The following is a 12820-nucleotide window of genomic DNA, read 5'->3' on the forward strand; positions in this document are numbered from 1 at the left end:
GAATTTAATGAATGGCGATAAAATTTAGTTCAGTACTTTAATACGTACCTTTTTGCGCCCCCAGTTTTTTGCTTTGGACGTTGTCGGTACTAAGACATCGATTTTTTTACCTTTTATTGCACCGCCTGTATCAGCAGCTACAGCATTCCCGTAGCCTTCAACCCATACTTTTGTTCCTAAAGGAATAATTTTAGGGTCTACTGCAATGACCTTCATATCCGGATTTGCGCGCAGGTTAAGACCTGCTGCCGAAATACCTGAGCAGCCTGCACAATTTGGTGTATATGCTGTTGCTGTTACATAAAATTCTTTCCCTGAACTTGGTTCACTAGATCGGGAAACATTTGCAGTGACAACTTTTGTCCCTACAGATACAACTTTTGTTTTTGGTTTTTTAACTACTTTTTCAGAAGCAAGTTTTTTCGAAACGACTTTACCATTCTCTTTAACAATAGAGTATGTACGTTCTACCTTACCTTTTTCACCTTCTGAAACAACCTTTTCTTTGCCCTTTAATAAAGAAGAATCATTTTTCTTTTCAATTGCGAAATCTACTGATTCTTCCACTACATCGGTAACCTTTTCTACGCGAACAACTGCGATTTTATCATTTGGAGCGATAACTTCCTCCAAACCTCTCTCGACACGATCCGATTCACCTAATTGAACCTCTTGTTGTTTTAAAAAGTTAGCGACCGTAGTCGAAGTGGACCATACTTGTCTCTCTTTTTTGCCATCGACAAGCGTTAACTGAAACGCTTTTTGAATATCGATTTTGTTATCGGCTCCTACTTCTGTATCTAAGCTTTGTGATACAAGATCATGCTCTGTTACTTCAATATTTGCTTCTTCCAAAATGTTCTTCACTACATTTTCAGTTGTCCAAACTTTAGACTGATTTCCATCAACTGAAATTACTACTTCTTTTGCCTGTTCCCATTCTATTGACATTCCACTATCAATACTGGTACTCAGTGAGGGTGATACTTTATCATATTTTGTATAATCTATATTTTGAGCTGTCAATAGCTCATCAACCGTAGTTGCGTGTGTATAAATTTTTGTGGTCTCACCGTCAGCTGTTAACGTAACGGGAGTTTTAGTTCCGTGGTATAGAACAAATGCAATTACAGATACAAACAGGACTACAGAAAGAATTCGGACCCCTGTTTGCTTACTCCTCAATGATCCTAAGAACTGGCTTTTCATGGATTGATTTGACATGAAAATAACGCCTCCTTAATACAAAGTTGGATTATACGTACTAGTTTTCTTACTGTCAATAAAAAAGAATTTATCAAAAATTGGGCATTTTGCTTGAACTCGTACTGCAACTAGTATTGGAGGCGTCTTATCATCATGAACCTTTTGCACTTTGAAAAACAATCCTAACGTAAAAATCCGTAATTAATTTCTACCGTTATTTTGATGTATTTAGCATTAAATTTTAAAAAAGCGCTTTGCATTTTCCGTTGTTTTATTGGCAACTTCTTCCACAGGCAATTCTTTCAGACGAGCAATCTCCTCTGCCACCAATGTAACGAATGCCGGCTCATTTCGTTTTCCTCGAAATGGATGTGGGGCTAAATACGGCGCATCTGTTTCAATTAGCAAATGCTCCAGCGGAATTTCTGCCGCGACTTCTTTTGGCTGACGTGCATTTTTAAATGTTACCGGTCCTCCAAGACTAATCATGAAATTCATGTTTATGCATTCGCGAGCTGTTTCAACACTACCGCCAAAACAATGCATAATCCCGCCAACAGCTGCTGCGTCTTCCTCTTGTAGAATACGCACAACATCGCCTGTTGCATCGCGATTATGAATGATAATTGGTAATTCGAGTTTTTTTGCCAATTGGATCTGCTTACGGAACCAATACTGTTGGACATCTTTCGGAGATTTATCCCAGTAATAATCCAGTCCTGTCTCACCGATTCCGACAACTTTAGGATGCTTTGCCAGTTCTTCGATCCAGTTTAAATACTCGTCTGTACAATCAACTGCATCTACCGGGTGCCAACCAATTACTGCATAAATAAAATCGTAATCCTCTACTAGTCGCATCGCACGCTCTATCGTTTTTTTGTCAAAGCCGATGACAACCATCTTTTCTACGTTGGCTTCAATAGCACGGTCAATTACTTCCTGTAAATCTTCATCATACTGATCTGCGTTTAAATGGACATGTGTATCTATAAATGTGCTCATATTCATTTCTCCTATCGTGTATTGTACTCATAGATCATATTTCTTAGTTTTCAGTATTATTACATATAGGTTACAAAATACATATTTATTATTGTATAATCGCTAAAAATTGGGTGGTGAAGTGCCAAAAAACCACTAAACATCCTTTTTCAACCATATATAAATTATATTTAAATAGTTTTTTATAAAGTAATGAAAAAGTCTGCTGAACTTTTCGGTTCCAACAGACTTTTTTCAAATTACTTCACTTGTGCACCATTTGCTAATTTGGGATCAACAGTAGCCAATGTTAAAACTCCCTCATGTGAGCCTGCTAAAATCATTCCTTGAGATAATTCGCCGCGTAATGTAACAGGTTTTAAATTAGCAACGACAATTACCCTTTTACCGATAAGTTCTTCCGGTTTATAGTGCTCTGCAATCCCTGATACCACTTGACGTTGTTCATAACCTAAATCAACCTGCAGCTTTAATAATTTCTTGGCTTTTGCTACTGGTTCACATGCCAATACTGTCGCAACACGTAAATCTACTTTCATGAAATCATCAATTGTAATTTCTTCTGTATCCGGTGCTTCAACAGGTGTCGTTTCTTCTTCCTGTACTGTTTTTACAGAGCTTTGCATTTGTTCACGAATGTAAGCTACTTCCACTTCTGTATCAAGACGCGGGAAGATTGGTGTTCCTTTTTCAGCCACTTTTATGTTTTTCGGAATAACATTACCGAATGTTTCAATTGTGTCCCATTGTAATAATTTTTCATCAAGACCTAATTGATCGATAATTTGTTTGGGCGCATTTGTCATGAATGGCTGAATCATAACTGCAATATGACGTAAGCTTTCTGCCAAATTATTCATAACAGCAGCAAGTTTATTTTTATCGGCTTCCTCTTTTGCCAGTACCCAAGGAGATGTTTCATCGATATATTTATTCGTACGTGAAACTAATGACCATAATTCAGAAAGTACGACACTAAACTGCATTTTTTCCATACTTTCTTCATATCTAACACGTACATTCTCAGCATGTTCTTTTAATGCTGCATCAAATTGTGTCGCTTCCAAGTTTTCAGTAGGAATTACCCCATCGAAATACTTGTTCATCATGGAAACTGTTCTGTTTAAAAGGTTTCCTAAATCGTTTGCCAAATCGAAATTTGTCCGCTCGACGAATGATTCAGGTGAAAATACGCCATCTTGACCAAATGGCAGCTCACGCAATAGGAAATAACGTGTTGCATCCAAACCGTATCGTTCGATTAACATTTCCGGATACACAACATTACCTTTAGATTTCGACATTTTTCCGTCTTTCATCATAATGAAACCGTGTGCAAAAATTTTCTTTGGTAATGGTAAGTCTAATGCCATTAAGAAAATCGGCCAATAAATTGTATGGAAACGAACAATATCTTTCCCTACTACATGGACATCTGCCGGCCAATACTTATTGAATAGTTCTTCATTGTCAGAACCATATCCTAAAGAAGTAATATAGTTCGATAATGCATCTACCCATACGTAAATAACATGTTTCGGATTCCCTGGTACTTTTATTCCCCAGTCGAATGATGTACGGGAAACAGATAAATCTTCCAGACCTGGTTTAATGAAGTTATTGATCATTTCATTTTTGCGAGATTCCGGCTCGATAAACTCTAAATTATTTTCATAATAAGCAAGCAAGCGGTCTGAGTATTTCTTCATATTAAAGAAATATGACTCTTCCTTCACTTTTTGCACATCTCGCCCACAATCCGGGCACTTTCCATCGACTAATTGCGTCTCAGTATAATAAGACTCACAAGGCACACAATAAAGTCCTTCATACTCGCCTTTATAAATGTCACCGTTGTCTAAGAACTTCTGGAAAATTTTCTCTACAGAATCTTTATGACGTGATTCAGTGGTTTGAATAAAGTCATTATAGGAAATATCCATAGTATTCCATAATTTCTTGGCGCCTTCTGCAATTTCATTTACATAATCTTGCGGATGCATATTAGCTTCTTGTGCTTTTTCCTGAATTTTTTGTCCGTGCTCATCCATGCCTGTTAAAAAACGGACATCAAATCCTTTTAGACGCTTATATCGCGCTATTGCATCAGATGCAACTGTCGTATATGCAGTACCGATATGGAACTTTCCACTCGGGTAATAAATTGGGGTTGTTATATAGAATGTTTGTTGTTCACTCACGAAAGTGCCTCCATTTGTTTGTTAAGTATAAGTCTTATTCTAACGAAGTACGAAAATTGTTTCAATGAAAGTTTATTGGAATTGAGTTTTGTCGAATAATCGAAACTAAATCTTGGCAATTACTTAAATCTTTTCGACTATTCTAAATATTCTATGGTAAATATTTTTTATAATTTCCTTAAAAAGTACAAATATGACAAAAAAGTTTCCTAAACGAAGGAAATTTGAATGCTAAATTATTGACGTATATGGTATTAATTGTTATGATTTTAACTAGATCAGGATGAATGTCGAATTTTGACGAATTTAAATAACTTTTCTTATATTAGGAGGAAATATTAATATGAAATCAACAGGTATCGTACGTAAAGTAGACGAATTAGGACGTGTAGTAATTCCAATCGAATTACGCCGTACATTAGGTATTGCTGAAAAAGACGCTTTAGAAATCTATGTGGATGACGACAAAATCATCTTAAAAAAATACATGCCTAACATGACATGTGCAGTAACTGGTGAAGTTTCTGATGAAAACATGCGTTTAGTAGGCGGTAAATTAATCTTGTCTTCTGAAGGTGCAGAAGCATTAGTGAAAGAAATTCAAGAAAACTTAAAAAAATAATATCACTTATTTAAACAAATGAAGCGGTTAAGCGTTCACTAGTTTATGTAAAGTAAAGTATTATTTTACCAAATATGAAAAGCGTTGAAAAGTATGTTGACTTTTCAACGCTTTTTTATTGATGGTACGCCTGGTAAACATCACGTTTTGGTATGTTTCGTAATTTGGCTACTTCTTTAATGGCTTCTTTTGAAGATATTTGAGTTTCTTCTATTATATAAGTAACATGCTCATCCAATGACATGGTTGTCCAGTAAGCTTCTTCTTCATCGTCGATTTCACCTGAAGTATTGCCTTCCAGCACGATACAAAATTCACCGCGAATTTCATTTTCACTTGCCCAAATGATCGCTTCTTCTATTGTACCCCGCAAAAACTCTTCAAATTTCTTCGTTAATTCCCGTGCCAGTGTAATTTTGCGGTTACCTAATACGAGCTGTAAGTCTTTCAATGTTTCCTTCAAACGATGTGGTGCTTCATAAAAGATCAGCGTCTCTTCTCGCTTCGACAATTTTTCCAGCTGTTCTCTGCGTTCCTTTTTGCTTCGTTTTAAAAAGCCGAAGAAATAAAATGGCTGTGGAGAAAGACCGGATGCAATTAGAGCAGTTAAAGCGGCATTGGCTCCAGGGATTGGTACGACAGCAAATCCTTCTGCAATTGCTTTTACGACAATATCAGCCCCAGGATCCGAAATACAAGGTAAACCTGCATCACTTACTAATGCAATGGATTTTCCTTCTTGCAAATAGCCAAGCAGTTTCTCGCCACCTACTTCAATATTATGCTCATGATAACTAATAAGCGGTGTTTGAATATCGAAATAATTACATAGCTTTTTCGTATTACGTGTATCTTCTGCAGCAATAATATCGACTTCTTTTAAAATACGCAATGCACGCATCGTCATGTCTTCTAGATTGCCGATTGGTGTCGCTACTAAGTATAGACAGCTCCCTTGTTCATGCTGGCTACTTTTTTGTGAGTTCATCTGCAGCACTCCTTATATACTTTATTTTTTGGGGTCGCTTTAATTGTTTAAATGCATATTCAGCAGACATTGCCTGCTGTTTTGTTTCAAATGTTTCATAATAAATACACGTTACTGGTCCGCGTGCTCGTGTATATTTTGCCCCTTTACCTGCATTATGTGTTGCAATTCGCTTCTCTAAATTATTCGTATAGCCTGCATATAGTGTAGCATCACTACACTCTAGCACATAAAAGTAATGTTTAGTTTCCTTCTCCATACAAAAGTGCCCTCACTTCTGGCGTATACTCATTATTATCCTCATATACGTACAATGGTGGCAATACTTTTAAGTCCGGCTTGCCGTCTTTAATTGCTTCAATCAGTAATGTATTCGCTTCTTTCCCCCGTTTTGGATAAACAAACTGTATGCGCTTTGGCTCCAGCCGATTCGCTCGCATTGCACTAACAATATCCAAAAGTCTTCCTGGTCTGTGTACAAAGGCCGCCTTTCCGCCTTGTTTTAACAGACGGCTTGTTGCTATGATTGCGTCATCAAGCGTTAAATACAGCTCATGCCTAGCAATTGCATAATGCTCGCTCGTATTTTTTTCGCTCAACTCATGTGCCAAAAAATAAGGAGGATTACATGTCACAACATCATATTTTTCAATACCAAGTGTTCCAGGTGCATCTTTTACATCACCAAGCTGCATGTCGATCTGTTGTGCCAAGTTATTGTATGCAATACTGCGTGTTGCCATATCATGCAACCGCGGCTGTAATTCTACACCAGTAATTTTTGCATTTGTCCGCGCACTCATAAAGAGTGGGATTACCCCATTGCCTGAACATAAATCAATAATATGTCCTTTATTTTTCGGGACTTGTACAAATCGCGCCAGTAATACTGCATCCAATGAGAACGAAAAGACGGATGGGCTTTGAATAATTCGTAAATCTTCCGCCAGTAAATAATCTAATCGCTCATCATCCTTCAACCATTGTTCCACTATTAAATCCTCCACTTAACTGCTATTTTAATCAGCCTTTTCTAAACAAAAGACTGATATCTACTTTAGCAGATTCAGCCTTTTGTTTTTAACCATTTTGTTTATTTAAAAATGATAGACAGAACAAACAATCTTCACCTTTACGTGAGCTTCCAAAATGCACGTGACATACATGGAAACCTTCATTATAAAGCCTTGCTAAATTATCGTACCCTTCGCCAATATCTACTGGTTCTTTTTTTAGCTCTTCTACTCGTTTACTTGCAGTTGCTTCATTCGCTAATAGTTCTTCTAAGCGCGTACGTAGGTGAAGGTTTTCTGTTTGAAGCGTCTGATGCTCCTCCATCATATGCGCAACAAATTGCTTAAGTGCGCTAAATTGCTGTTGCATTGATTCAAGCTGTTGTTCGAACTCCATAACAGTATCCAAAAAATTACGGTCCTTCACTCAAGCCACCCCATTAATTCTATCTATATCAGATTTTTCTCATATTGCATAAGCTCTTCAAGCGTATATTCAACCATACGCTCCTGCTTCGTCAAATATACTTGGATGAGTCGCTCTAATACATTTAATCCGACGACTTTGCCTTCGCCTTCTGGTGTCATTGATAAATCACCGATGTCTGGCATACCTTCTTTTGCAATTTCATAATCATCATTTTCGTATTTTAGACAACACATTAAACGTCCACATAATCCGGAGATTTTTGTCGGATTCAGCGATAAATTTTGGTCCTTTGCCATTTTAATCGACACAGGCTCAAAATCACCTAAAAATGTCGAACAGCAAAGCATTCTTCCACATGGCCCAATTCCGCCAAGCAGCTTCGCTTCATCGCGAACACCAATTTGACGTAGTTCGATTCGAGTACGGAATACACTAGCTAAATCCTTTACTAATTCCCGGAAATCTACACGTCCTTCTGCTGTAAAATAAAAAATAATTTTATTGCGATCAAATGTATATTCAACGTCAACGAGCTTCATATCCAACGAATGCTCAACAATTTTCGTATTCGCTAATTCAAAGGCACGTTTTGACTCAATAGTATTTTCTTCTACCTGGAAACGATCACGTTCATCGGCTGGTCGAACTACTTGTTTTAATGGTAAAACAACGTCATTCTCCCCGACTTGTCGCATTGGTACTACGACTTTGCCATATTCAATTCCCCGTGCAGTTTCTACGATTACATATTCGCCAACTTCCAAAATATAAGCGGCTGGATCAAAATAATATATTTTACCCGCTTTTTTAAAGCGAACTCCGACTACATTATACAAATGTATACCCCTCCTGAAGATTCAGCATAAGCTGTTCCATCAATAACGTACGATTCATATTACGATTTAAATTTGTGCGGGCCTGCAAAATAGACTGCATTTGGCGTGACAGCTTTTCATATGTCAACACGAGTGCCAATTCATTAAATCGTTGATACATATCGGGATACGTGCACTTTGCTTGCTGGTTCGCTTTAATCGCTACAATATCACGGTACGCAAACAGCAACAAATCCAGTGCTAGCTCCATATCTTCTTTTTCTTTGAAGAGTGGAAGCCATTCTTCATGAATATATAATAGTGCTTCATGAACATTTTGATGAACAATCTCTACTAATTTTAACACTGTTTTTCGTGCAAGTACAAATTGCTCATCATTTGCAAGTGCAATAGCTGTTTCAACATCATTTGTCACCATGCTTGTTGTCGATGCCATTGAATTTGTAATTCCCTGTTCTACCAGCTGATCCATCAGCGTCGTACGGGGCGCTTTAGCAAATTTAATATGCTGACAACGCGAACGAATCGTCGGAATGATAGATTGGATTTGCTCAGTTAATAAAATCGCTACGACCTGTCCGTCCGGCTCTTCTAAAAACTTTAAAAGCATATTAGCAGACGCAATATTTAATTTATCTGCATGATGAAGCACATAAATCTTTTTGCCTTCTTCAACACCTGTCATCTTCATTTCAGCAACTAAATCTCTTATTTGATCAATTTTAATAAATTGTCCTTCAGGCTCTACTTGCCAAATATTCGGATGATTTCCCGAATCGACTCGTCTGCAATTTCGACATGTTTCACATGGAACATTTTCTGACAAATTTCCGCAAAGAAGAAGTTTCATAAAAAAAGAGACGACATCTCGTTTACCCGTACCTTTTTCACCTTCAAATATATAGGCATGTGCTAAACGATTTTTATCTACAATTGTTTGTAGTTGCTTCATCACTACAGGTTGCAGCTTCGTAAGCTCTTCAATAGTTCGTGTCAATTCCCTCACCTTTTTCATTTCCTGCTTCTATTTATTTGAATGCCCCTATGTACAATTCAAACAATATATATTCTGCTTGGAAAAATGCCCGTGTCTAGTGCACAACAAAGACACGGGCATTTTTTACATATACAGATTTATTAAAAGTCCCTTAATCTCGCCAATTTTCGCCAATAAATCAATAGACTCTTTTTCTTCATTTAAAATATCTTCTGCCAATTCGACAAGACGCTCATCAATTGTTTCAACAATTTTTAAGCGGCGTCCTTCTCCAAAACGGTTCCATGTATGTGATTGCTTTGTCTCAAGCCCATAATCTACTGCTTCCTGTAAAAAACGTTTCACAAGCATTTTAAAGCGTGCTAATTCACGTAGATTCCGTGATCTTGCTACTCGGTCACCCGCTGTAGAAATATCACCCATTAATCTTGTGAGCTGCTCTGACTGCATTTTGGACTCTTGCTTTACAATCATGTCACCAAAGCGATTGCCGTTTTGATTTGCCGGACGCAAATCATTGCGATTCGCATTTAAATTTGTTCGGAGATCTTGATTAATCTTCATTACCATTCGCCTCCAAGAAATAACGCCCCACTATACTTACTACCGAACTCGGATTTATAAACGCAATAATGATGGCTGCGCAAATTTACCAATACCGACAGGGGCTTCAATTTCTTTCAGTCTGTTGAAAGAAATTAAAAATGATGGAATTGTTCGATTGGTAATACAAATACAATCGCTCCTCCAACTTCAACTTCAACAGGGTACGGGATGTAAGAATCTGCGTTACCCCCCATTGGCGATACAGGAGCAACCATTTGCTCACGTGATCGACAGTTCTCACGAATAATATCTAATAACTTTGGAATTAAAGAATCATCCGTACCTATTAAAAATGTCGTATTCCCCGATCGTAAAAACCCACCTGTACTCGCTAACTTTGTCGCACGATAGTTGTTTTTTGTTAATGCATTCGATAAGCGGTTGCTATCTTGATCTTGCACTACTGCTACTACTAACTTCATCCGTACTCACCCCTTCATTGAATTGGTTCCTCTATTATATCATAAATAAAAGGTACACTTCATTTACTTTTACCCTAATAACGGATTTAAAATCCCCCATACCTCTTCTATCACCATTTCGATAGGCTGGTCGGCATTCACCATTTTAAAGCGCTCAGGGTATCGTCTCATTGCTTCCTCGTACCCTTCATATACTTTTTTATGAAATGCCAATCCTTCAGAATCTAATCGGTTAATTTCATCACTGCGCGTCGCATGAATGCGGGCTAATCCTTTTTCAGGTGCAATATTAAAGAAAACCGTTACATCCGGAAGTCGCTTTCCTATCGCAAATTCATTGATAGCAAGTACATCATTGACTCCGATTTCTCGTGCATAGCCCTGATATGCCAATGACGAGTCAATAAACCGATCGCATAATACATGCTTTCCTTCTTCCAATGCTGGTGTAATCTTTTCATAGAAATGCTGTGCCCGTGCTGCTGCATATAATAATGCCTCTGTCCGCTCATGCATTTCTGTATGGGCCGGGTCTAAAATAACCGCACGAATTTTCTCGGCGATTTCAATCCCGCCCGGCTCACGTGTAAGTAATGCCTCAATCTGTTTTTCTTTTAAACGCTCACCAATTGCTTTTAATACACTCGTTTTTCCGGCACCTTCCCCGCCTTCAAACGTAATAAATAAATTCCTTTGCATTTTTATATTCTCCCTGCATCTATATTATGACTTGTATTAATTTCTCCTGTAATCGGTGATCTCCTTGGAACAGTGCCCCGATAGCGAGTAGCCCCTCCAACTGACTAATTTGCGCTCCCGTAATTTTTTCACCTTGTACAAGTAATGGAATTCCAGGCGGATACGGAATAATTGTTGTAGCACAAATTCGTCCAACAGCTTGCATGTAAGGAATCCATTCTTTCTCTGCCTTTTCTATTTCCTCAAAGCTATACTCAGGTTGTGTAATCGTTATCGATTCGAAGCTTTCGATTTCATTTGTATTTTCAATGCATGGGAAGTTTTTTAAATGTGTATATGCCTCTTTAATACGGTTACATAAATCCTCCGTAGTTGAATAAGAGTCCTCCTGCTTTAATAACGGTAAAATTAAAAGCACTTGCTTTGCATCTGCCAACTCTACATATACATGTAATTTTTCCAGTGCTTCTTTTAATTGAAATCCTGTATAACCTGGAGCACGGACTAATAGTTTTAATGAATCATTCACTTCAACAACCTGTAAGTCCGTTGCCATTGTCAAAGACTCAATAAATTGCTGGCGTTTCTCTATAAAATATGCATAATCTGTTTCCGTATAGTTCGTCACATAACTTCTTGCATCGTCAAGGGAAGCTAATAATAAATACGATGGACTACTCGATTGTAACATACGTAAATAGCGGTTTACTTTCTGCTCGCTTACTAACGATGATTTCATATGTAAAAAGGAAGCCATTGTCATTGCGGGTAATGTTTTATGAGCTGACTGGACAACAATATCTGCACCTAGCTCCAATGCTGAAGGAGGCAGCTCCTCCGAAACGGTTAAATGTGCACCATGTGCCTCATCAACTAAAACTGGAATCTTATATGCGTGGCACAATTCAATTTGTTCCGCTAAATCATTTGCTGTCACCCCGTAATAAGTCGGATTCGTAAAAATAGCCGCTTTCGCATGGGGATAGCTTTCTATCGCTTGCTCTAATGTCTCCAAATCGATACAACTTGCTGTCTGACTTTTTATATCCCACTTTGGTGAAACATATACAGGATTTATTCCTACAAGTTCCAATGCATGAAAAATAGATTTATGTGCATTTCTTTGAACAAGTACTGTATCTCCTTTTTCACATGTTGCATAGATCATTGCCAAGTTTCCAACTGTTGAGCCATTCACTAAAAAGAAACTCCGACTTGCCCCATATGTAGATGCGAGGAGCTGCTCTGCCTGTTGAATGGCTTCTTCTGGATGATGGAAATCATCCAGCCCAGTCAGTTCGGTTACATCATATTTTAATGCCTGTTTAATTTCATTTGGCAAATTCGAAAGCAACCCATTTTTATGCCCAGGCACATGAAAAGATTGTGGATCATCCCCAACAAACTTTTCTAATGCTTGAACGATTGGTCGATCATTGTTCACCATGTTCACCTCATTTTCATTGTCCTTCTATTATAAGACGCATCTACCTTTCAGACCACCATTGGCATTAGAAATGAAAAACTAGCTAACACTGATTTGTTAGCTAATAATAAATCCGATATTGGTTACTTATAAATTGATAATTTAATTACTACTTTCATCACTATCCTTAACAACTGTACACGCCACTGCTTCCAGGTTTTTGTTTTCCAAACGTTCAACTATTAATACATCTTTTGCTGTTAGTCGTTGTAATTGCCCTTTACCTACACACTCAACCAACTTTTCTTGAAGAACTACAATTGTTACTGCCAGCATTGGAATAATATATAATAAAAGTTTTTAAACAAA

At 37.7% G+C, this 12820-nt stretch carries 14 protein-coding genes; 1 reads left to right on the forward strand and 13 read right to left on the reverse strand.

All coding sequences use genetic code 11. The features are described from left to right. Positions 1 to 24: 24 nt before the first annotated feature. From AC6CH1_RS18650 to metG, 3 genes are all read right to left on the reverse strand, one after another. Positions 25 to 1224: a ubiquitin-like domain-containing protein gene (locus AC6CH1_RS18650; protein WP_498318787.1), complete on the reverse strand. Its 1200-nt coding sequence runs from the start codon at positions 1222 to 1224 to the stop codon at positions 25 to 27. A 216-nt stretch (positions 1225 to 1440) separates the two neighbouring features. Next, complete coding sequence (locus AC6CH1_RS18655) at positions 1441 to 2211, reverse strand: TatD family hydrolase (protein WP_251691563.1); 771 nt, start codon at positions 2209 to 2211, stop codon at positions 1441 to 1443. 239 nt (positions 2212 to 2450) lie between these two features. Next, positions 2451 to 4412, reverse strand: a complete 1962-nt coding sequence (gene metG, locus AC6CH1_RS18660) for a methionine--tRNA ligase (protein ID WP_498318789.1) — start codon at positions 4410 to 4412, stop codon at positions 2451 to 2453. A 343-nt stretch (positions 4413 to 4755) separates the two neighbouring features. Here metG and abrB point away from each other — a divergent pair, with 343 nt between their 5' ends. Then, positions 4756 to 5034 (forward strand): transition state genes transcriptional regulator AbrB, encoded by a 279-nt coding sequence (gene abrB / locus AC6CH1_RS18665; protein ID WP_285848974.1) that lies wholly within the window; start codon positions 4756 to 4758, stop codon positions 5032 to 5034. A gap of 115 nt (positions 5035 to 5149) precedes the next feature. On the opposite strand, the gene rsmI is transcribed toward abrB, so the two are convergent. From rsmI to AC6CH1_RS18715, 10 genes are all read right to left on the reverse strand, one after another. Then, positions 5150 to 6022, reverse strand: a complete 873-nt coding sequence (gene rsmI / locus AC6CH1_RS18670; RefSeq protein ID WP_251691567.1) for a 16S rRNA (cytidine(1402)-2'-O)-methyltransferase — start codon at positions 6020 to 6022, stop codon at positions 5150 to 5152. Beyond that, complete coding sequence (locus AC6CH1_RS18675) at positions 6003 to 6281, reverse strand: GIY-YIG nuclease family protein (protein WP_251691569.1); 279 nt, start codon at positions 6279 to 6281, stop codon at positions 6003 to 6005. The genes rsmI and AC6CH1_RS18675 overlap by 20 nt, the downstream gene beginning before the upstream one ends. Next, positions 6265 to 7014, reverse strand: a complete 750-nt coding sequence (locus AC6CH1_RS18680) for a tRNA1(Val) (adenine(37)-N6)-methyltransferase (protein WP_498318791.1) — start codon at positions 7012 to 7014, stop codon at positions 6265 to 6267. The genes AC6CH1_RS18675 and AC6CH1_RS18680 overlap by 17 nt, the downstream gene beginning before the upstream one ends. Positions 7015 to 7102: 88 nt before the next feature. After that, complete coding sequence (gene yabA / locus AC6CH1_RS18685; RefSeq protein ID WP_079523146.1) at positions 7103 to 7462, reverse strand: DNA replication initiation control protein YabA; 360 nt, start codon at positions 7460 to 7462, stop codon at positions 7103 to 7105. A 23-nt stretch (positions 7463 to 7485) separates the two neighbouring features. Next, complete coding sequence (locus tag AC6CH1_RS18690) at positions 7486 to 8301, reverse strand: PSP1 domain-containing protein (RefSeq protein WP_008408311.1); 816 nt, start codon at positions 8299 to 8301, stop codon at positions 7486 to 7488. Next, positions 8294 to 9316, reverse strand: coding sequence for a DNA polymerase III subunit delta' (holB, locus tag AC6CH1_RS18695; protein WP_427714233.1), 1023 nt, complete (start codon positions 9314 to 9316; stop codon positions 8294 to 8296). Before holB ends, AC6CH1_RS18690 begins: the two co-directional genes overlap by 8 nt. A 105-nt stretch (positions 9317 to 9421) precedes the next feature. Next, a complete protein-coding gene (locus AC6CH1_RS18700) occupies positions 9422 to 9862 on the reverse strand; it encodes a YaaR family protein (RefSeq protein WP_251691575.1) in 441 nt (146 codons plus the stop codon). 134 nt (positions 9863 to 9996) lie between these two features. Continuing rightward, on the reverse strand, positions 9997 to 10326 hold the full coding sequence (gene darA / locus AC6CH1_RS18705; protein ID WP_079523149.1) for a cyclic di-AMP receptor DarA: 330 nt from the start codon (positions 10324 to 10326) through the stop codon (positions 9997 to 9999). Positions 10327 to 10395: 69 nt separating this feature from the next. Continuing rightward, positions 10396 to 11025, reverse strand: coding sequence for a dTMP kinase (tmk, locus tag AC6CH1_RS18710; protein ID WP_427714237.1), 630 nt, complete (start codon positions 11023 to 11025; stop codon positions 10396 to 10398). Positions 11026 to 11044: 19 nt separating this feature from the next. Next, entirely contained in the window at positions 11045 to 12472 is a 1428-nt protein-coding gene (locus AC6CH1_RS18715; RefSeq protein ID WP_498318795.1) for an aminotransferase class I/II-fold pyridoxal phosphate-dependent enzyme, read from the reverse strand. Between the last annotated feature and the right edge of the window lie 348 nt (positions 12473 to 12820).

It is taken from the genome of Solibacillus sp. GQ1, assembly GCF_059758555.1.